Below are 21,291 nucleotides of genomic sequence, written 5' to 3'. Positions count from 1 at the left end.
GGGTGTCGATCTGCGCCAGAAAGCCGGCGAGCGACGTCCGCAAGGCCGCGGCCGAGCCGCGCAGCGTGTCGATCGACAGGCCGGCGACGATCGCCGCCTCGAGTGACGCCGCTTCGGCATGCAGGGCGCTGGCGCCGATCGCACCGGCCGCGCCGCGCAGGCCGTGGACGGTGTGGCGCGCGGCTGCCAGGTCGCCCCGGCCGAGTTCGTCGTCGAGCGGATCGAGTGCCTGCGCTTCGGTTTCGGCAAACAGCTGCAGCACCCGCGTCTGCCGCTCGGTCGGTGTGCTGTTGCGCGGTGGCGCGGCCGTTTCCCGGGCGGGGACCGTGCCGGGCAGGGCCGCCCGATCGGTCGTGATCCCGGCCCGGTCTGCGGCCAGGGTGCCAACCGGGGGCAGCCAGTGCAGCAGATGCGAATAGAGCACCTGCGGGTCGACCGGCTTGGCGATGTGGTCGTTCATGCCGGCAGCCAGGCAGGCGGCGCGGTCTTCGCCGAAGGCGTTGGCGGTCATCGCCAGGATCGGCAGATCGGCCAGGCGCGCATCGGCGCGGATGCGGCGGGTGGCTTCCAGGCCGTCGACCTGCGGCATCTGCATGTCCATCAGCACCAGCGCGTAGGCGGTGCGCTGGCACATGTCGATCGCCTCCTGGCCATCGACCGCCAGGTCGACCTGCATGCCGGCGGCCTGCAGCAGCTCGACCGCCACCTCGCGGTTGACGGCGTTGTCCTCGGCCAGCAGCACGCGTGCGCCGGCATGCCGGCTGCGCAGCAGGGTTTCGATCGGCATCGGTGCGGCCGGCGCCGGTGGCGCGGGCGCGGCAATGTCGTCGCGCAGCAGCAGCAGCAAGGTGTCGAGCAGGGCCGAGGCGGTGACCGGCTTGGGCAGCGCGACGGCGTGCAGCGTCGTGAGCGACGCCGGCAGCTCGATCGGGTCGCCGTCTTCGACCAGCAGCACCGTGGGCGGCATCTGCGCGCCCAGCCGGGTGTGCATCTGCAGCGCGGTGGCGGCCGGTTGTTCGGTGCCGAGTCGGGCGTCGATCAGCAGGATCCGGTAGGGCGCGCCTCTTGCGGCTGCGCTGGCGGCCCTGTCGATCGCTTCCTGGCGCTCCTGGGCGGTGTCGACGCGCAGGCCGAGCGCGCCCAGCATGTCGCCGACGGCCTGGCGCGTGGCGCTCAGGTCTTCGACGAGCAGCGCCGGCATGCCCGTCAACCACGCCGGCGCGACGACGGCCGGGGCGCCGCCGCCGGCCGCGCGCTGCAGCCGCGCGGTGAACCAGAACCGGCTGCCCACGCCCGGCGCGCTGCTGACGCCGACCTCGCCGCCCATCAGCTCGGCCAGGTGGCGTGTGATGACCAGCCCGAGTCCGGTGCCGCCGAAGCGCCGGGTGGTCGAGCTGTCGGCCTGCTCGAAGGCGGCGAACAGGCGGCCGATCTGCTCGGGCGCCATGCCGATGCCGGTGTCGTCGACCTCGAAACGCACCGTCAGCCCGTCGGGGTCTTCGTGCACGATCTCGGCGCGCACCACCACCGAGCCCTGTTCGGTGAACTTCACCGCGTTGCTCAGCAGATTGACCAGCGCCTGCGACAGCCGGGTCGGGTCGCCGCGCAGGCTGGTCGGCAGCCGATGGCTGTCGAGCACCAGTTCCAGCCCCTTGGCGCGGGCGCGTTCGCCCACCAGGGCGCAGGCGCGCGACAGCAGGGTGTCGACCGGAAAGTCGGTCTGCTCGAGTTCGAGCTTGCCGGATTCGATCTTGGAGAGATCGAGGATGTCGTTGATCACGTCGAGCAGGTGGTGGGCGGCGCCCGTCACCTGGCCCAGGCGCTCCTGCTGCACGGTGTCGGTGCTGTCGCGCAGCAGCAGGTGCGTCAGGCCGATGATGGCGTTCATCGGCGTGCGGATCTCGTGGCTCATGTTGGCCAGGAACACGCTCTTGGCGCGGTTGGCCGCCTCGGCGCGGTCGCGTGCGAAGGTCAGTTCCTCGTTGAGCTGGGTCAGGCGCTGTTCGGCCTGCTTGATGCCGGTGATGTCCGACACCAGCACGAACGCACCCTGGACGACGCCGTCCTTGAGGTCGGGGATCTGGTGCACCCTTTCTGTGCGACTGCGGCCATCGGCACCCAACCGGGCCCGTTCGAAGTGTTGCGGGGCTCCGCTCATCGCCGCCGACATGCGCACGATCCATTCGCTGGCACTGGCCTGATCCATCAGCAGATGCCTGGAACTGCGGCCGATGGCCTGCTCCTCGCTCAGGTCGTGGAACTTCAGGAAGGCCTTGTTGGCGAACCGGCAGCGCAGGTCGGTGTCCCAGTAGGTGAGCCGGTCGGGCAGGTTGTCGGCCAGCGAGCGCAGGAATTTCTCGCTGTCGGCCAGCGCCTGGTGCGCGACCTGAAGCGCTTGGGTGCGCTCGGCCACCAACTCCTCGAGGTGGTGTCGATGCTGGTCGAGCTCGGCGCTCAGGCGCTTGCGTTCGGTGATGTCCTCGCTGATCGCCAGGTAATGCGTGACCGCGCCTTCACCGTCACGCATCGGCACCACGGTGGCGAACACGTCGTAGGTCTCGCCGCTCTTGCGCCGGTTGATGAACTCGCCCTGCCACGACTGGCCCTTTGCCAGCGTGCTCCACATGTCGGTGTAATGCTGGCGCGGTGTCAGGCCCGACTGCGCCAGGCTCGGGTTGTGTCCCATCAGCTCGTCGCGGCTGTAGCCGCTGACCAGCGTGTAGGCCTGGTTGACGTATTCGATGTTGCCCTGCACGTCGGTGATGACGATGCCGGTGGGGCTCTGTTCGACCGCCAGCGACAGCTTGCGCAGCTGCTGCTCGGCGACGAAACGCTCGCTGATGTCGGTGAACGACGTGACCACGCCGGTCAGCTCGCCCGACACCGGCTCGCGCACCGGCTCGGCGTTGGCCAGCAGCCAGCGCGTCTTGCCGTCGGGCGTGACGCCGCCGAGCACCACGTCGTGGCAGGGCTGGCCGGTCGTCAGCGTGCGCAGCAGCGGCAGCTTCGAGCGGGGCATCGGCCTGCCGTTGGGCTGCACCGGGCGCCACATCGCCAGGCCGGTCTCGCGCGGGCCGCGCATCTGTGCCTGCGTCAGGCCCATCATGCGTTCGGCGGCGGGGTTGCAGGCTTGGACATGGCCGCGGGCGTCGAAGATGATGATGCCTTCGCTGAGCGAATTCACCATCGAGCGATGGCGTGCTTCGCTCTTGCGCAGCAGCTCCTGCTCGCGCTTGCGATCGGTGATGTCGGTGTGCACCATCACCGCGCCGCTGCTGCGCGTGCGCAGGGGCGTCACGGCCAGATGGAACCAGCGTTTGCGCGTGGGCGTGTGGCAGGTGTAGTCGACCGCATACGCTTGGGCCTCGCCCCGCAGCACCGCCCGGATGCCGTCGTGGATGGCGCGGGCCTGCGCGGCCTCGTCACCGGTGGCGGCCTCGCAGACGCGCAGGTAGTTGTCGCCCACGCCGGTGCGCGGCGCCGGCCTGCCGTCGCTGCGTTCGCTGCCTTCGTTGCCGGGATCGGTGTTGTCGTGCGCAAAGCGCTCCCAGGCCGCATTGACCGCGACGATGTTGCCGTCGGCATCGAGCACCGCCATGTGATCGAGCACCGAGTCTTCCACCGCCTGCACCAGTTCGACCGATTCGGCCAGCGCCGCCTCGGTCTGCTTGCGCAGGCTGATGTCCTCGATCACCGACACGAAGTACTGCGGCGCGCCGTGTTCGTCGCGCACCAGCTGCGTCCACACGTGCACCCAGATCAGCCAGCCGTCGCGGTGGCGATCGCGCTTCTCGATCGAGAAGCCGTTCTGCTCGCCCGCCAGCGTGCGCTCGATCAGCACCTGCATCGGCTCGAGTTCCTCGGGCAGCGTGACCTGCTGGAAACGCATCTGCAGCAGCTCGTCGCGGCTGTAGCCGGTGATCTCGCAAAGCCGGTCGTTGACGTGCAGCCAGCGGCCGTCGAGACCGGTTTCGGACATGCCGACCGCCGCCTGCTCGAAGGCGGCGCGGTAGCGCGCCTCGCTGCGTGCGAGCGCTTGTTCGGCACGCCGCTTCTCGGTGACGTCGCGCGAGATGCCGAACATGCCGACCACCTGCCCCTGCGTGTCACGCAGCGGCCCCTTGGTGGCCATGTAGGTCGCCCGGCCTTCGGGGGTGTCGAGCTCCTCCTCGAAAGTCCCGACCTGGCCGTCGCGCATCACCTGGGCGTCGTTGGCCATCACTTTCGCCGCCTGCTCGGGCGGGAACAGCAGGTGGTCGTCATTGCCCAGCACCGCATCGGCCGACATGCCTGTCAGGCGCGAGGCTTCGCGGTTGAACAGCAGGTAGCGGCCCTGCAGGTCCTTGGCAAAGATCGCGTCGGTCGAGCTGTCGGCGATGGCCGACAGCAAGGCGAGGGCGCGCAGGCGTTCGTGTTCCTGCGACTGCGCGCGCAGCTCGAACTGCAGCGACTGGCGCTCGCGCAGCCAGTACGCCGCCACGCCGCCCATGAACAGCGCCAGCAGCCCGGCCGCGCCGATCCACATGGCGTCCTTCATCGCCAGTTCGATCAGCTCGGCGCGGTCGATGCGCGCCACCAGCAGCCAGTCGGTGCCCTTGATCGGCATGACGGCCCCGAACACCGGCTTGTCGCGGAAATCCGGCGCCTCGACGGCTCGGCCGTACGGCAGTTCACCCCGTACCACGCGTGCGGCCAGCGAGTCGGAGGTGGCCAGCGGGATCGGATTGCGACCGCGCACGCCGATCAGCTCGTCGCCGACCCGCCGCACCAGCAGCGTGGCGGCGCTGCGGCTGGGGATCGGCCAGTGGTCGAGGGTCGGGTACAGGAAATCGCTCAGGCGCAGCCGCAGCACCACCACGACACGTGGCGGATGGCCGCTCAGGCGCAGCGGCGCGACCAGATCGAGCACCTGCGCGTCGGCGGGGCTGCTGGCGCCGTGGATGTCGGAAACCTGCAGCAAGCCGGTCGCGAAGGCGCGTTGCACGGTCTGCTGCAGCGCCGCGCTGGTGGTGTCGGCGTGGACGCCGGAGGTGATCAGCGGTTCGAATTGATCGTTGAGCAGCAGCACCGACTGGAAGCCGTTGGACTCGCGGTACTCGCCCAGGCGCCTCTTCAGCAGCACGCCGGCCGCGGCATCGCCGCCGTCCTTCCAGCGCGTGTGGAGGTCGGCGAAGAAGGCGCTGTTGACGACGAAGGCGCTGTCCTTCTTCTTGTCCTGCAGCAGGGCGCTGATCTGGTCGGCACGCAGCTGGGCGATCGCCTCGATGCGGGCGCCTTCGCGCTGCTTCTGCTGCTCGTAGCTCAGCGTGATGGTCAGGCCGATCAGGCCCAGGATCGTCAGGGCGCCGGCCACCACCATCACGCGCAAGGGCCAGACCCGGGTCGATGCCGCGATCGGGGCGGGGGTCGCCGGGCCGGACTTGCCCAGGATCCAGTACAGCGCCACCGACGTGACCGCCACGAACAGCCAGCCCTTGAGCACCGACAGCTGCGACAGCGCCATGGGGTCGCTCACCAGCGCGCTCAGCAGCGCGTCGGAGCCGTAGATCCACAGCGCGGCAACAGCCGCGTAAAGCAGCGTCCAGCTGATTCGGCGGCTGCGCTGGGTGGCGGCGGTGGACACGGGATCGGCCGGCGGTTTCAGGTTGGGAGGGGCCGGCGCACGCCGCGGTGACACGCGCTAGCGCGAGGCGGTCAGCTGGCGGTGCTTGGCGTCGACGCTGTCCTGGCTGTCGACGTAGCGCTCAGCGATGGCACAGAAGTCGTCGAACACCCGCAGGAAGGCGTCGAGCATGTCGGGGTCGAAGTGCCTGCCACGTTCGCGCGCCATCATGTCGCGCGCCTGTTCGGGCGGGAACGGCTCCTTGTAGACCCGCCGCGAGATCAGCGCATCGAACACGTCGGCCAGCGCCATCAGGCGAGCCGCCAGCGGGATGGCGTCGCCGGCCAGGCCGTCGGGGTAGCCGTTGCCGTCCCAGCGCTCGTGGTGGTGGTGGGCGATCTGCTTGGCAAACGCCAGGAACTCCACCGGCCGTGCGGCGTCGCGCTCGGCGTGTTCGATCGCCTCGGCGCCCATGCGCGCATGGGTCTGCATCACCACCCATTCTTCAGGGCTGAGCTTGCCGGGCTTGAGCAGGATGTGGTCGGGGATGCCGACCTTGCCGATGTCGTGCAGCGGCGCCGACTTGGCCAGCAGCTCGACGGTGTGGCTGTCGAGCACGTCGGCAAAACGCGGATGGCTGCTCAGCGCGTGGCCCAGGCAGCGCACGTATTCCTGGGTGCGCAGCAGGTGGTTGCCGGTCTCCGGGTCGCGGATTTCGGCCAGGTGCGCCAGCGCCAGGATGCTGACGTCCTGGATCAGCAGGTTCTCGCCCATGCGGCGCACCACCTCGGCCTCGAGGTCGGTGTTCTGTTCCTGCAGGCGGTCGCGCGCCTGCTTGAGCTCGAGGTGGGTGCGCACCCGCGCCAGCACGATCGCCGGGCGCAGCGGCTTGGTGATGTAGTCGACCGCGCCGAGCGTGAAGCCCAGCTCCTCGTCTTCGGTGGCGTCGAGCGAGGTGGTGAAGATCACCGGGATGTCGCGCGTGCTTTCGTCGGCGCGCAGCAGGCGCAGCACCTCGTAGCCGTCCATGCCCGGCATCATGACGTCGAGCAGCACCAGTTGCGGGCGCGGCACGAGGGCGGCCAGGCGCAGGGCGCTCGGGCCCGAGTTGGCGGCGCGCACCTGGTAGTGGCTGCGCAGCAACTCGCCGAGCACCGTGAGGTTCTCGGGGTTGTCGTCGACGATGAGGATGATCGAGTCGGGCATCACGCAAGGGCGCCGCCGTGGATGACCGCCATCCATCCTTGCAGGCAGTTGGGGATCATATCGACCCGATTTGCCGCGAAACCTCGAACAGCCACAAGTTTCACGATCTGTTCATGCCATTTGACGCCGTGTCAGACGCGCGTCAAGCCTGCTTCGGAAATACCGCGCCCGAGCATCCCCTTCCGGACGGATCACCGGGCCGCGCGTGAAGCCGGCGCTTGCGGCAAACTCGCGCCTCTTCGGCCCGAGCCGGCCCCTCACACGCAAGGATCTTCGACATGGAACTGATCACCCTCGGCCGCAGCGACCTGCGTGTCACCCCGATCTGCCTGGGCACCATGACGTTCGGCGAACAGGTCGGCGAAGCCGCCGCCCACGCCATCCTGGACCGCGCCGTCGAGCGCGGCGTCAACTTCATCGACACCGCCGAGATGTACGCCGTGCCGCCGCGGCGCGAGACCTTCGGCGCCACCGAAGCCATCATCGGCAGCTGGCTGGCCGGCCGGCCGGGCGTGCGCGACAAGGTGGTGCTGGCCAGCAAGGTGGCCGGCCCGTCGCGTGGCATGGACTGGATCCGCGGCGGCAGCGCCGACCTCGGCGCCGACGACATCGTCGCGGCCTGCGAGGCCAGCCTCAAGCGCCTGCGCACCGACGTGATCGACCTCTACCAGATCCACTGGCCGGTGCGCAACGTGCCGGCCTTCGGCGCGGTGTATTTCGAGCCGCGCAAGGAGCGCGCCGGTGCGTCGATCGAGACCCAGCTCGGCGCGCTGCAGCGCCTGGTGCGCGACGGCAAGGTGCGCGCCATCGGCCTGTCCAACGAGACGCCGTGGGGCGTGTCGGAATTCGTCAAGGTGGCCGAGCAGGCCGGCCTGCCGCGCGTGGCCACGGTGCAGAACCCGTACGGCCTGATCAACCGGGTGGTCGACAACGCGCTCGACGAGGTGCTGTGGCGCGAGCAGGTGTCGCTGCTGGCGTATTCGCCGCTCGGTTTCGGCCTGCTGACCGGCAAGTACGACGCGCTGGGCCTCGAAGACCCGGCGTTGCCGGGCCGCATGGCGATCTTCGACAGCATGAAGAAGCAGCGCTGGGGCCGCCCCGAGTCGCTCGAAGCCGCGCGGCTCTACAACGCACTGGCGCGCGACAACGGCCTGACGCCCACGCAGATGGCGCTGGCGTTCTGCTACCGGCGCTGGAGCGTGGCCAGCACCATCATCGGCGTGACGACGCTGGCGCAGCTCGACGAAGACCTCGACGCCTGGGGCACGACCCTGTCGGCCGACGTGCTGGCGGGCATCGACGCGATCCGCTGGAAGCACCGCGACCCGGGCCAGTGAGACTGGCGGCGCTGTGCCGCCGTGCTGCGCTCAGTGCGCCGGTTTGCCGGCCAGCGTGGCGGTGACGCGCTGGGCGTCGAAGCCGCGCTGCACCTCGCCGCGCACCAGCACGGTGGGCGTCAGGCGGGTGCCCAGGCGCTCGTGTTCGGCGCGGCAGGCGGCATCGGTGTCGATCATGCATTCCTCGAACGGGATGGCATGCTTGCTCATCCAGGCGTGCGCCAGCGTGCAGTAGCCGCAATCGGTGCGCGAGAGCATGCGGATGTCGCCCGGCTGCGCCACCGCCCGCAGGGCCGAGGCGCGCTGGTAGTCCACCACCTTCTGCGCCGCCTTGACGGAAACGGCGGTGAAGCCGACCACCAGCACCAGCGAGATCAGGCTGTGTCGGCGGGCGCTGGCCAGGAGTTTCTTGATCATGCGGTGCTCCTCAAGGTGCGGATGCTGGCGTTGACGCTTGCGGCCGTGGCGGCCGCTGCAGGATTCGAGATTCAGTGGCGGCGGCGCCGGCCGCCCTTGGGCCCGGCGTTCGGGCTGGTCGCCGGGCCGTGGCGGCGCGGCGGGGCCTGTCTGGCGACATCGGTCGGGCCCGCCTCCGCGTGGGCCGACGGGCTTGACGAGGCGCCCTTGGCGGCGCCGCCAGCCTTCTGGCCGAGCTTGCTTTCGGTGCCGGCCAGCAGCTTGCCGATGTTGGCGCTGTGGCGCCAGACCAGCAGCGCGCTCATCACCACGATCGACAGCGTGGCGCCCGACGCGCCCCAGCCGACGATGTGCAGCGCCGGTGCCGCCACGGCAGCCAGCAGCGCCGCCAGCGACGAATAGCGCGTGAAATAGACCACCACGATCCAGACCCCGAGCGTGGCCAGCCCGAGCGCCCAGTTCAGCCCCAGCAGCACGCCGGCTGCGGTGGCCACGCCCTTGCCACCCTTGAACTTGAAGAACACCGGCCAGACGTGGCCGGCAAAGGCCGCCAGGCCGACCAGCGCGGCGGTGTTCTCGCGCAGGTTCCAGGGCTCGCCCAACAGCATCACCGCCAGCACCGGGATCAGGCCCTTGAGCAGGTCGAGCAGCAGCGTCAGCGCGGCCGCCGCCTTGTTGCCCGAGCGCAGCACGTTGGTGGCGCCGGGGTTGCCCGAGCCGTAGCTGCGCGGGTCGGTCAGGCCCATGACGCGGCTGACGATGACGGCGAACGACAGCGAGCCGATCAGGTAGGCCAGCACGACGGCGGCGATGGTGAGAGTGGGGGTGGTCATCTGCGTGAAGGTTCCGGCCGCCACAAGCATGGCGGCAGCGAGTTTAGTGGGGGCGTTTGGAGGAATCGGCGGCGGGCGTTCAGGCGGAGGCCGGGTCGATCGCCTCGACAGCCCGCGCGCCCAGGCTGTCGACCAGCACGGCCGGCGCGATGCCGACCAGGAAACCGCGCCGCCCGCCGTTGATGTAGATGCACGGCAGGGCCAGGACGCCGGCCTCGACGTACACCGGCACCGCCTTGCGGAAACCGAACGGGCTGGTGCCGCCGACCAGATAGCCGCTGTGGCGCTGCGCCACGTCGGGCGCGCAGGGCTCGACCTTCTTGGCGCCGATCTGGCGCGCCAGGTTCTTGGTGCTGACCTGGCGGTCGCCGTGCATCAGCACGATCAGCGGTTTGGCGTCCTGGTCCTGCATCACCAGCGTCTTGACGACGGCGTGTTCGTCGACGCCCAGCTGGCGCGCCGATTCGGCCGTGCCGCCGCGCTCGACATAGTCGTACGGGTGTTCGGTGAAGGCGATGCCGGCGCGCCGCAGGAACTGCGTGGCCGGCGTCTCGCTGACATGCACGGGTTTCTTCGCCATCGCTGCAATCGCCGTGTCGGGTTTCAGTCGAGGCCGACGGTGGCCAGATCGCCGCGGCCGGCGCGCACCAGCACCGGGTCGCCGCTGCTGAGGTCGACCACGGTGGTCGGCTCGGCCGGGCAGGGGCCGGCGTCGACGATCACCTGCACCAGGCGCTCGAAGCGCTCGCGGATCTCGGCGCAGTCGTTGAGCGGGTGGATCTCGCCGGGCGGGATCAGCGTGGTGCCCAGCAGCGGCTGGCCGAACAGATCGAGCAGATCCTGCGTGACGCGGTGGTCGGGCACGCGCAGGCCGATGGTGCGGCGCGACGGGTGCGACAGCCGCCGCGGCACCTCCTTGGTGGCCTCGAGGATGAAGGTGTACGGCCCCGGCGTGGCGCTCTTGAGCAGGCGGTACTGGCGGTTGTCGACCCGCGCGTAGCTCGACAGCTCGGACAGGTCGCGGCACAGCAGCGTCAGGTGGTGCTTGTCGTCGACGCCGCGGATGCGCCGCAGCGCGTCGGCGGCGGCCTTGTCGTCGAGCTGGCAGACCAGCGCGTAGCTCGAGTCGGTCGGGATCGCCGCCACGCCGCCGGCGGCGATGATGGCCACCGCCTGCTTGAGCAGGCGCGGCTGTGGGTTGTCCGGGTGGACTTCAAAGAATTGAGCCATGGCGCGATTGTCGCGCGACGCCTGTCTTCAGCCCGCCACAACTCGACGCGCGTCGATCTGGCGCAGGCTCAATCGCAGACCGGATCGCTCGTCAGCGGCGAGGGCGGCGTGGCGGCGGCGCGCACGTTGAGCCAGGCGGTGGTGGCGCCGCACAGGGCGATCACGCCCATGCCGATCCAGCCCCAGGCGTCGGGCAGGTCGCCGAACAGCAGCCAGCCGATCAGCGCCGCCATGCCCAGCTGCGCGTACAGGAACGGCACCAGCCGCGAGGCCGGCGCGCAGCCCAGCGCCAGGATCAGCAGCAGGTGGCCGACCGTGCCGAGCAGGCCGATGGCGATCAGCAGCGCCCAGGTGGTGCCGCTGGCGGCGAGCAGTTGGGCGTCGATGTCGATCGGGCTGGCCAGCACCACCGGCGCGAGCAGCAGGGTGCCGACCAGCCCGGTGTAGAAGTGCGTGGTGGTGGGGCTTTCGAGCGCGGCCAGCTTGCTGGTCAGGACCTGGAAACTGGCGTACGTGACGGCCCCGCCCAGCGGCAGCAGCACCGCCCAGCCGAACAGCCCGCTGCCCGGGCGCATCACGATCAGCGCGCCGGTGAACGCGCCCAGCACCAGCAGCCAGCGCAGCCGGCTGACGCGTTCACGCAACAGCCAGGCGGCCAGCAGCGTGACCAGCACCGGCGTCAGCATGTTGATGGCGGTGAACTCGGCCACCGGCATGTACTGCACCGCGAAGAAACCGAACGCCGACGAGGCCAGCAGCAGCGCGCCGCGCACGCTCTGGAACTTCGGGTGGGCGGTGCGGAAGGCGTTGCGGCGGCCGTCGTGCAGGACCTCGCGCAGCAGCCAGCCGGCCATCACCACGGTCTGCGTCATGTAGCGCAGCCAGATGATCACCAGCACCGGCATGATGCGGCCGGCGTAGCGCACCGCGTTGTCCATCGTGGCAAAGCAGATCGTGGCGCAGACGATCAGCGCCACGCCGAGCAGGGGGCGCGATTGCATCGATTCGGCGGCGGGGTGCGAGGGGCGGGGTGGCGGCTCAGGCCGCGGTCGGTGCCTGGACGCGTTCGGCCAGCACCTGCCAGACCGGCGTCAGCTGCGCGGGCAGGGGCGGCAGCTTGCCGAGATCGATGCGGCTCTCGGCCGGCGAGTGGAAATCGCTGCCGCGCGAGGCCACCAGCCCCAGCTCGATCGCCAGGTCGGCGTACCGGACGAACTCGGCGCTGGTGTGGCTGCCGGTGACGACCTCGACGCCGCGCCCGCCGTGGGCGATGAACTCGGTGAACAGCGCGTATTCCTCGGTCGGGCTGAAGCGGTAGCGGCCGGGGTGCGCCACCACCGCCACGCCGCCGGCCTCGGTGATCCAGTGCACCGCGTCGCCCAGGCCGGCCCAGCGGTGCGGCACGAAACCGGGCTTGCCTTCGGTCAGGAAGCGCCGGAACACCTCGGAGGTGTCGTTGCACACACCCACCTCGACCAGGTGGCGCGCGAAGTGGGTGCGCGAGATCAGGTCCGGGTTGCCGACGTACTTGAGCGCACCCTCGAAGGCGCCGTGGATGCCCACCTTGGCGAGGCTGGCGGCCATGTCGCGGGCCCGCAGTTCGCGCCCGCCGCGGGTGCGCGCCAGGCCGTCGATCAGCTGCGGGTCGAGCGGGTCGAAGCCCAGGCCGACGATGTGCACCGTCTCGCCGGCAAACGTGACCGAGATCTCGGTGCCGCACAGGTAGGCCATGCCGTGCGCGTGGGCGGCGGCGCGGGCGCGCAGCTGGCCGCCGATCTCGTCGTGGTCGGTGAGGGCCCACAGCTCGACGCCGTTGTTCGCCGCGCGTGCGGCCAGGTCCTCCGGGCTGAGGGTGCCGTCGGAGACGGTCGAATGGCAGTGCAGGTCGGCGTTGAGGGTGCTCACCACCGCATTGTAGGAAGCGCCGGCCGACAAGCGCCGGGCAGGGTCACCGGCCAGTGCGGGCCAGGGCCCGCGCCGTCACGGCGGTTCGGCCTGGACGGGCGTTGCCTGCGCCGCCGCCAGTGGCCGCAGCCAGTGCCGGGCCTCGTCGGCCGGGCGCGGCGGGCTGAAGAAATAGCCCTGCGCCGCGTCGCAGCCGAGGCTGCGCAGGTAGTCGAACTGGGCTTCGGTCTCGACCCCTTCGGCCAGCACCGAGATGCCCAGGTTGCGGCCCATCGACACCATGGTCTGCACCAGCTGGGCGTCGTTGGCATCGGCCGGCAGGTCGCGGACGAAGCTGCGGTCGATCTTGAGCTTGGAGACCGGAAAGCGCTTCAGGTACGCCAGCGACGAATAGCCGGTGCCGAAATCGTCGATCGCCAGCCGCACGCCCAGCGCGCGCAGCCGGTGCAGGAAGGCCTCGGCGCGTTCGCCCTGTTCCATCAGGCCCGATTCGGTCAGCTCGAGCTCGAGGCGCTCGGCCGGCAGGCCGCTGCGTTCGAGTGCCTCGCGCACCCGCTCGTCGGTCTGGCCGCGGCGGATTTCCTGCGGCGACAGGTTGATCGCGATGCGGCCGAAATCGAGGCCCTCGTCGAGCCAGGCGCGGCCCTGGCGGCAGGCTTCCTGCGTCACCCAGGCGCCCAGCGTGGTGATCTGGCCGGTCTCCTCGAGCAGCGGGATGAACTCGGCCGGGCCGATCGGCGGCAGGCCGGGCTGGTTGAGCCGCACCAGCGCCTCCAGGCCGATCAGGCAGCGGTCGGCCAGCCGGTAGAGCGGCTGGTACCAGAGCACGAACTCCTTGTTCTCGAGCGCGCGGCGCAGCCGGGTGTCGAGCGCCAGCCGGCTCTGCGCCGCGGTGGTCAGGCTCTCGGTGTAGAAGCGGTAGACCCCGCGGCCGGCGCGCTTGGCCTGGTACATCGCGGCGTCGGCATCGCGCACCAGTTCGCCGACCTCGAGGCCGTCGTCCGGGTACAGGCTGATGCCGATGCTGGCCTGCACGTACACCTCCTGGCCGGCCACCCGGAACGGCGTCTCGAGCAGCCCGATCAGTTCCTGCGCGACCTGGGCGGCATCCTGCGGCTCGCGCAGGTGTTCGAGCATCAGGATGAACTCGTCGCCGCCCAGCCGCCCGAGGGTGTCCTCGCGGCGCGTGCGGGTGCCCAGGCGATCGGCCACCGCGCGCAGCAGGTCGTCGCCGGCGCTGTGGCCGAGGCTGTCGTTGACGGTCTTGAAGTTGTCGAGGTCGATGAACAGCACCGCCACCCGCCGCTCGGCCCGTGCGGCCGAGGCGATGGCGTGCTCGAGCCGGCTCAGCACCATCAGGCGGTTGGGCAGCTGGGTGAGCGGGTCGAAGTGCGCCAGGTGCTGCAGCCGTTGCTCGGCCTCCTTCTGCGGCGTGATGTCGGTGAAGACCGAGACGTAGTGGGTCGGCTGATCGTGTTCGTCGCGCACCGTGCTGACCGACATCCACTGCGTGTAGAGCTCGCCGTTCTTGCGGCGGTTCTGCACCTCGCCCTGCCAGCGGCCGTGGGTCAGCAGCTGGTTCCACAGGCGCGTGAAGAACGCCGGCTCGTGGCGGCCCGACTGCAGCAGCCGCGGCGACATGCCGACCGCCTCGGTCTCGCTGTAGCCGGTGATCTCGGTGAAGGCGCGATTGACCGAGACGATGCGCGGGCGCAGGTCGGTGACCATCACGCCGTCCTGCGTGCTCTCGAGCGCGGCGGCGTGCAGGCGGGTGCGCGCCAGCGATTCCTGCCATTGCGCCTCGCGCGTGAACTGCGCCAGCGCGTGCGACATGTCGCTGCCCAGCTCGGCGATCAGGGCCTGCTGCTCGCGGTCCTCGGGGTCGAGCTTGTTGCCCACCAGCACCACGGCGGCGACCACCTGGTTGAGGTTGCGCACCGGCACGCTGACCAGGTCGAGCGGCGCTTCGCCGGCCGGCTTGACGCTGCCCGGGCGCCACTGCACCGTGCCGGTCAGCAGCGATTGGGACACCGCCATCGCGTGGCTGTGCGTGGCCGGCGGCAGCGAGGCCGCGCACAGGTGCACGAGCGTCGAGTCGCCGCGCTGCACGGCCACCCGCGGCGCGCTGGCCGCGCCGTCGCGCTGCACCACCCACGCCAGGCGCAGGTGGCCGTGGCTGATGGCGACGTTGCAGATGCGGTCGAACAGCTCGGCCTCGCTGCGGGTCCAGACGAAGGCCTGGTTGACCTGGCTGATGAAGCTGTAGAGCCGGGTCAGCTCGGTGACGCGCAGTTCGGCGGCCCGGCGCTCGCTGATGTCCCAGCTGACCCAGACCACCTGCTCGCGGTCCGGCACCGCGCACACGCGCGCCTCGAACCAGCGCGTGCCCTGCTGCACCTCGAGCGCGAACTCGCAGCGCTGCGGCTCGCGGGTCTCGAGCGCGAGCCGGATCACCGACATGAACAGCTCGACGTGGCGCTCGCCGTGCACGTCGGCGATGCGCCGCCCCAGCATGCGCTCGACCGGTTCGGCCAGTTTCTCGGCCGGACCGAAGACGTCTAGATAGCGCCCGTCGCGGTCGAACAGGAACGACACGTCGGGCATCGCCCGCATGAAGGTGCGCAGGTGCGCCTCGCTGGCCGCCAGCGCCGCGTCGGACTCGTTGCGCTGCCGGCTCAGGCGCATCAGCACGCCCATCAGCGTGATCGCCAGCGCCGACAGCAGCCCGAGCGTGAACAGCGTCAGCCACCGCTGGTGATCGATGCGGACCTGGCTGTGCAGCCGCAACTGGCGCTCGAGCGCCATCGCCGCCAGATCGAGCGGCGCGCGCGCCACCCGCAGCGCCACCGCCGCACCCTCGCGGTCGTCGGCCGATGCGGCGATGCGGGCCTGCGCGGCGCTGCGCAGCTGCATCAGGCTGGCGCTGTAGCGCTCGGCGGCATCGCGCAGGTCGCTGCCGTCCTGGCCGTCGATGTCGCCACGGGTCTCGTCGATCTGGGTCAGCAACTGGCGTGAGCGGACCTCCGCCGTCGCCAGGTCGGCCAGCACCATCTCGGTGGTCACCGTGGGATCGCGGGCCAGCAGGCGCTCGCCGTTGAGCTCGGCGGCCAGCACCTTCTGGCGCACCTGGTTGAGCGTGTCCAGCGGCGCCGTGGTGTGCTCGAGCGTGGCGCTCCAGCGCAGGTGCGTCCACGCCATCAGGCCCAGGCAGACCAGCACGAACAGCGCGATCGCGCCCAGCACCGGCTCGATGTCGCGACGCGGCGTCTTCTTCACGATCCCGCCCCGGCGACGTGGACGAGGCGGCGGTCCGCCGGCGCCCCGGCCTGCGAGCCGGGTTTCCAGCGCCGCGCCAGTTCGACATCGGCCGTCGACATGCCGTGGCGCAGCTCGATCTCGAGGTGCTCCGAGCTGCCGACGAACGCCGCCAGCTGGCGGTCGAAGCGTTCGCGACGGGGGTCGTCGAGGCGCCAGGCGAAGGCCGGATAGCCGATGCCGGCGGTCGCCGGATCGTCCGCCAGATCCAGCACCTCGAGCCCGCGGCCGTCACCCTGGCCGAGCATCCAGCGCAACGACGGCGCCGACAGCGCCATCGCCGCGGCGCGACCGGTGCGCACGGCGGCGATGCCGGTCTGCGCGTCCGGCACCCGCAGCAGCTGCCGGCTCGACACGCCGCTGGCCTGCGCCTGACGGGCCTCGACGGCGCCTTCGATCACGGCCAGCCGCAGGCGATCCTGCCCGGCCAGATCCTGCAGGCGCGACAGCTTGCGCGGGTTGCCGGCCGCCACCAGCAGGCCGGTGCGCACCGCCACGGTCGGTCGGGTGAAGGCGACCCGCTGGCTGCGCTCGGCGGTGATGAACAGGCCGGCGGCGATGACGTCGATGCGGCCGATCTCGAGTTCGTGGATCAGCGTCGAGAACTCCTGGTGCACCCACTGCGGCTCGGGCCCGCCCATGCGGCGCAACAGCGCGCGCAGCACCTCGGGCGATTCGCCGCCGACCCGTCCGCGGCCGTCGAGATAGGCGTACGGCGCCTCCAGCGCGTAGCCGACCCGCAGCGGCCGGTCGTCGGCGTGCGAGCCCGACGGGCCGCCGCCGGTGCCGACGACCATTCCCATGGCGATCAGCGTGCCGATCAGCACCAGCAGCGCCCAGGCCTGCAACTTCGTGTGCTTCATGACGTGGATTGAGTGGATCGTGCGACCCGACGCATGATGTGCATCTTCCTGCTTGGCGTGGTGCGCCTGCTGTTGTGCCAGGCGACGATTCTGGTTCATGCGGACCGCCCGACCGATCGGCAAGTCGCATGGCGGCATGTTTTTTTCAGTTCGAGACGCCTGCCGATCCGTCCGTCCGGGCCCGGTCGTCGCTGTCCCCAGGTGTTGCGTGCAGGCATTTTCCGATCCGGTGGCGCCCGGCGTTCTAGCATCGCCGCCCTTGCCTTGCGTTCGTCGCAGGCCTGACAACGCTGACCGGAGACGACCGATGGCCCCCGATCCCGCTTCCTTTCGCAGCGACGAGCCGCAGCGACCGAACCGTCCGCTCGATGCCGCCGCCGCCGCGCCGGGGGCGTTGGCCGGCCTGAAGGTGCTCGACCTGTCGCGCGTCCTGGCCGGGCCGTGGGCCGGCCAGCTGCTGGCCGACCTGGGCGCCGACGTCGTCAAGGTGGAGCGCCCGGGCCTGGGCGACGACACCCGCACGTGGGGCCCGCCGTGGCTCAAGGATGCCGAGGGCCGCGACACGAGCGACGCGGCCTATTTCTTCTGTGCCAACCGCAACAAGCGCTCGGTCGCGATCGACCTGGCCGATCCGGCCGGCGCGGCGCTGGTGCGGCGCCTGGCCGCGCAGGCCGACGTGGTGCTGGAGAACTTCAAGGTCGACGGACTCAAGGCCTGCGGTCTTGACCACGCCACGTTGTGCGCGGCCCACCCGCGGCTGATCTACTGCTCGATCACCGGCTTCGGCCAGACCGGGCCGTATGCGCCGCGCGCGGGCTACGACTTCCTGATCCAGGGCATGGGCGGCCTGATGAGCGTGACCGGCCGCGCCGATGGCGAGCAGGGTGCCGGCCCGCAGAAGGTGGGCGTGGCGCTGACCGACGTGATGACCGGCCTGTACGCCACCATCGGCGTGCTCGCCGCGCTGGCGCACCGCGAGCGCAGCGGCTGCGGCCAGCACATCGACCTGGCGCTGCTCGACGTGCAGGTGGCCGCGCTCGCCAACCAGACCGCCAACCACCTGATCGGCGGCACGGTGCCGCGCCGCATGGGCAACGCGCACCCGAACATCGTGCCGTACCAGGACTTCCCGACCGCCGACGGCGACATGATCCTGGCGATCGGCAACGACGGCCAGTTCGCGCGTTTCTGCGCCGTCGCCGGCCGGCCCGAATGGGCCGCGGACGAACGCTATGCGAGCAACGCCGCGCGGGTGGCGAACCGCGCCGCGCTGATCCCGCTGCTGCGCCAGGCCACCGTGATGCGCAGCACCGCCGAGTGGATCGCCGCGCTCGAATCCGAGGCCGTGCCGTGTGGGCCGATCAACCGCATCGACCAGGTGTTTGCCGACCCGCAGGTGATCGCGCGCGGCTTGCGGGTCGATCTGCCGCACCCGCTGGCGGGCAGCGTGCCCGGCGTGGCCAACCCGATCCGCCTGTCGGCCACGCCGGTGACGTATCGCAGCGCGCCGCCGCGGCTCGGTCAGGACACCGCCGAGGTGCTGGCCGACTGGCTCGGCGAGGTGGCCGCCGACGGCAGCGCCTGATCGCCGCCGTCCAGCCGCGCGACCGTGCGTTGGGGGGCGTCGGTCTGCATGCGCAGCGCCATCGCGCCGGCGCTGCGGCCGGTGTCGCTCAGGCTGACGCGGGTGCCCTTGGCGCAGTAGCGCTGCTGCAGCGCGCGCACCTCGGCGAGCATTTCCGCGTAGACCGGAATCCGCTCGCGGTGCCGCTGCAGCACCAGGCCGGCCAGTTCGAGCAGCTTGGCGTTGAGGGTTTCCTGGCCCTGCCTGATCAGCGCCTGCACCGCGATCAGGGGCGAGCCCTTGATGCTGTGCGTCATCGCCCGCTCGGCCAGTGCGGCGATGCGCACCTGCGCCTCGCGGATGATCTGCTGGTAGCCGTCATGGCCGATCGCCGCGGCCGACAGCAGGTCGGTGCCGGCCTTCGAGACGCAGAAACGCAGCGCCAGCGTGCGGATCCAGATCTCGGCGTCGGCCAGCTGGATCTCGGTGCGCGCCAGCCGCGTCAGCAGGGCGACCGTGTTGCTGGCGGCCTCGAAATCGAAATCGTCGTCGCTCAGCTCGCGGGCCATCGACTTGACCTGCTCGATCACCCGCGCGATCTGCCGCTCGTTGAGCGTGCGCAGCACCGTGACCAGGTCGAGCATGCGGCGCAGGCGGGCGCTTTCGCCGTGTTTCTCGACCGCCCGCGTCAGGTTGTCGCCGACCCGGATCAGGCCGCGCGGGTCGGTTTGGTCGAAGCGCAGCAGCGCCAGCAGGACGAGCGTCTGCATGTCGAACATCTTGCTCGACAGGCCCGTCACCATCGCGCGTTCGAGCGCCTTGCCGGCTTCGTCCCACTGTCCGGCGTAGAACGCCAGCATGCCCTGCTTCTGCAGCCGCGTGACGCTGGCCGGCGTGATCGCGCTGGCGCGCCGGAAGGTCGCCAGCGCGCCTTCGAGGTCGCCCTGCTCGACCTGCACCCGGCCCATCACGTCGTAGGCATCGGCAAAGCTCGGGTTGTCGCTGATCAGCGATTCGAGCGTGCGGCGCGCCTGCACGGTGGTGCCGGCCTCGACCTCGGCGCGTGCGATGCCCAGCTTGGCCCAGGGCAGCGCGCGGGTCTCGCGGATGGCGGTGAACAGCGCGCGGGCGTCGTCGTGGCGGCCCATGCGCAGCAGCAGCTCGGCACCCACCCGCGCGGCGTATAGCCAGTACTCGGCGCGTGCCTCGAAGCGGTGCTGGCACAGCCGCGCCGCGACCTCGAGCTGGCCTTCGTCGATGGCGTCGAAGATCGGCTTGAGCATGTGCTTGCGCCGGCGCGCCTGCAGCACGCGATCGAGCAGCGCGGTGGCGTTGTGCGGCTTGAGCAGGTAGCTGTCGAGCGCCGACTCGGCCGCCTCGGCCACCTTGGCGTACGAGGCCTCGCCGGTGACCATGATGAACACGGTCGACAGCGGCAGCAGCTGGGCGCGCCGCAGGTCGTCGAGCAGATCCTGGCCGCCCATGTGCTGATGGTCGAAGTGGTGCTCGCACACCACCACGTCGAAATTGCGGTGTTCGAGGATGCGGCGCGCGTCGATCGCCCGGGCGCATTGCGCCACCGTGCCGACGCCGAACTCGCGCAGCATCGCCACCAGCGTGCTGCGCGAGGTCGGGTTGCCGTCGATGACGAGGGCTCGGCAGGCTTGGATGTCCGGGTCTGGAACTGACATGGGGCGTGGGTTGAACCGATGGGTGTCGCACGACGGATTCGTGCCATGAGATCGGCCGGCCGCCCTGGAACTTGAACCCGCACATGAAAACGGCCACCCGCAGGTGGCCGTCCGATGCGGGCATGAAGGCTCGCGGGCTTACTTGAACAGATCCTTGACCCGGTCGGTCCAGCTCTTCGAGGTGGGCGAATGCTTGTCGCCCCCCTTGCGGAACGACTCGTCGAGCTCCTTGAGCAGCTTGCGCTGATGCTCGGTGAGCTTGACCGGCGTCTCCACCGACACGTGGCAGTACAGGTCGCCCGGATAGTTGGAGCGGATGCCCTTGATGCCCTTGCCGCGCAGGCGGAAGGTCTTGCCGTGCTGGGTGCCTTCGGGCAGCTCGATCTCGGCCGAGCCGCTGAGCGTGGGCACCTCGATCGCGCCGCCCAGCGCCGCGGTCGTCAGCGGCACCGGCACGGTGCAGTGCAGGTCGTCGCTGTCGCGCTCGAAGATCTCGTGCTGCTTGATGCGGATCTCGACGTACAGGTCGCCCGCCGGCCCGCCTTGCGTGCCCGGCTCGCCATGACCGCGCAGCGCGATGCGCTGGCCTTCGTTGATGCCGGCCGGGATCTTGACCTCGAGCGTCTTCTGCTTCTTGACCTTGCCCGCGCCGTTGCAGCTGGTGCAGGGCTCGGGGATGATCTTGCCGCTGCCGTGGCAGTGCGGGCAGGTCTGCTGGATGCTGAAGAAACCCTGGCGCAGATGCACCGTGCCGGCGCCGTGGCAGGTGGTGCACGGCTTGGCGCTGGTGCCCGGCTTGGCGCCGCTGCCGTGGCAGGTGTCGCACTCTTCCCAGGTCGGGATGCGGATCTGGCTTTCCTTGCCGTGCGCAGCCTCTTCGAGCGTGATCTCCATCGCGTACGACAGGTCGGCGCCGCGGTAGACCTGCTGGCCGCCGGCCCCGCGTCGTCCGCCACCGCCCTGCTGGCCGAAGATGTCGCCGAAGATGTCGCCGAAGGCCTCGGCAAAGCCGCCGTAGCCTTCGCCGCCCGCACCCGGCCGGAAGCCCGCGCCACCCGCATTGGGGTCGACGCCGGCGTGGCCGAACTGGTCGTAGGCAGCGCGTTTCTGCGCGTCCGAGAGCATCTCGTAGGCCTCTTTCGCCTCCTTGAACTTCTCTTCCGACGCCTTCGCGCCATCACCCTGGTTTCGATCCGGGTGATGCTTCATGGCCAGCTTGCGGTAGGCCTTCTTGATCTCGTCCTCGGAGGCGGTTTTGCCCACACCCAGAACTTCGTAGTAATCGCGCTTTCCCATGAGCAGGACCCAGATCTTCTCAAGCTAGAACG

14 protein-coding genes (1 of these 14 only partly in view) are annotated in these 21,291 nt (G+C 70.6%); 2 read left to right on the top strand and 12 right to left on the bottom strand.

Annotation, left to right across the window (positions count from 1 at the left end; genetic code table 11):
* On the bottom strand, window positions 1–5,623 hold the 5' portion of the coding sequence (locus tag LCHO_RS22235) for a PAS domain S-box protein (protein ID WP_012347611.1). Its footprint begins 257 nt before the window's first position; the window shows 5,623 of its 5,880 coding nt (coding positions 1–5,623); the start codon lies at window positions 5,621–5,623; its stop codon lies beyond the left edge, outside the window.
* A 57-nt stretch (window positions 5,624–5,680) separates the two neighbouring features.
* Window positions 5,681–6,808, bottom strand: a complete 1,128-nt coding sequence (locus tag LCHO_RS12955; RefSeq protein WP_012347610.1) for an HD-GYP domain-containing protein — start codon at window positions 6,806–6,808, stop codon at window positions 5,681–5,683.
* Window positions 6,809–7,086: 278 nt separating this feature from the next.
* Here LCHO_RS12955 and LCHO_RS12950 point away from each other — a divergent pair, with 278 nt between their 5' ends.
* Window positions 7,087–8,145, top strand: a complete 1,059-nt coding sequence (locus LCHO_RS12950) for an aldo/keto reductase (protein WP_012347609.1) — start codon at window positions 7,087–7,089, stop codon at window positions 8,143–8,145.
* 30 nt (window positions 8,146–8,175) lie between these two features.
* Here LCHO_RS12950 and LCHO_RS12945 read toward each other — a convergent pair whose 3' ends face one another.
* From LCHO_RS12945 to LCHO_RS12910, 8 genes are all read right to left on the bottom strand, one after another.
* On the bottom strand, window positions 8,176–8,562 hold the full coding sequence (locus tag LCHO_RS12945) for a glutaredoxin family protein (protein ID WP_012347608.1): 387 nt from the start codon (window positions 8,560–8,562) through the stop codon (window positions 8,176–8,178).
* A gap of 71 nt (window positions 8,563–8,633) precedes the next feature.
* On the bottom strand, window positions 8,634–9,395 hold the full coding sequence (gene plsY, locus LCHO_RS12940; RefSeq protein WP_150105469.1) for a glycerol-3-phosphate 1-O-acyltransferase PlsY: 762 nt from the start codon (window positions 9,393–9,395) through the stop codon (window positions 8,634–8,636).
* 79 nt (window positions 9,396–9,474) lie between these two features.
* Window positions 9,475–9,975 (bottom strand): Cys-tRNA(Pro) deacylase, encoded by a 501-nt coding sequence (gene ybaK, locus LCHO_RS12935; RefSeq protein WP_012347606.1) that lies wholly within the window; start codon window positions 9,973–9,975, stop codon window positions 9,475–9,477.
* Between the two features lie 23 nt (window positions 9,976–9,998).
* Window positions 9,999–10,625, bottom strand: coding sequence for an L-threonylcarbamoyladenylate synthase (locus tag LCHO_RS12930; protein WP_012347605.1), 627 nt, complete (start codon window positions 10,623–10,625; stop codon window positions 9,999–10,001).
* A 68-nt stretch (window positions 10,626–10,693) separates the two neighbouring features.
* Window positions 10,694–11,626 carry a DMT family transporter gene (locus LCHO_RS12925; RefSeq protein ID WP_012347604.1) on the bottom strand — a complete coding sequence of 311 codons (933 nt, stop codon included), beginning with the start codon at window positions 11,624–11,626 and terminating at the stop codon, window positions 10,694–10,696.
* Window positions 11,627–11,663: 37 nt separating this feature from the next.
* Window positions 11,664–12,533 (bottom strand): 3',5'-nucleoside bisphosphate phosphatase, encoded by an 870-nt coding sequence (locus tag LCHO_RS12920; RefSeq protein ID WP_043705344.1) that lies wholly within the window; start codon window positions 12,531–12,533, stop codon window positions 11,664–11,666.
* Between the two features lie 72 nt (window positions 12,534–12,605).
* Window positions 12,606–15,806: an EAL domain-containing protein gene (locus LCHO_RS12915; protein WP_012347602.1), complete on the bottom strand. Its 3,201-nt coding sequence runs from the start codon at window positions 15,804–15,806 to the stop codon at window positions 12,606–12,608.
* Complete coding sequence (locus LCHO_RS12910; protein WP_190274803.1) at window positions 15,803–16,708, bottom strand: ectoine/hydroxyectoine ABC transporter substrate-binding protein EhuB; 906 nt, start codon at window positions 16,706–16,708, stop codon at window positions 15,803–15,805. Before LCHO_RS12910 ends, LCHO_RS12915 begins: the two co-directional genes overlap by 4 nt.
* A gap of 307 nt (window positions 16,709–17,015) precedes the next feature.
* Between LCHO_RS12910 and LCHO_RS12905 the strand changes: the two genes are divergently transcribed.
* On the top strand, window positions 17,016–18,293 hold the full coding sequence (locus LCHO_RS12905; RefSeq protein ID WP_012347600.1) for a CaiB/BaiF CoA transferase family protein: 1,278 nt from the start codon (window positions 17,016–17,018) through the stop codon (window positions 18,291–18,293).
* Here LCHO_RS12905 and LCHO_RS12900 read toward each other — a convergent pair.
* On the bottom strand, window positions 18,230–19,963 hold the full coding sequence (locus LCHO_RS12900; protein WP_012347599.1) for a response regulator: 1,734 nt from the start codon (window positions 19,961–19,963) through the stop codon (window positions 18,230–18,232). The two genes, LCHO_RS12905 and LCHO_RS12900, sit on opposite strands and share 64 nt — an antisense overlap.
* Window positions 19,964–20,101: 138 nt before the next feature.
* Window positions 20,102–21,259: a molecular chaperone DnaJ gene (gene dnaJ, locus LCHO_RS12895; RefSeq protein WP_012347598.1), complete on the bottom strand. Its 1,158-nt coding sequence runs from the start codon at window positions 21,257–21,259 to the stop codon at window positions 20,102–20,104.
* Between the last annotated feature and the right edge of the window lie 32 nt (window positions 21,260–21,291).

The organism is Leptothrix cholodnii SP-6, assembly GCF_000019785.1.
In the GTDB taxonomy this organism is placed as follows: Bacteria; Pseudomonadota; Gammaproteobacteria; order Burkholderiales; family Burkholderiaceae_C; genus Sphaerotilus; species Sphaerotilus cholodnii.
The sequence above is the reverse complement of the archived record's forward strand: the minus strand, read 5'-3'. Positions and strand labels throughout refer to the sequence as shown.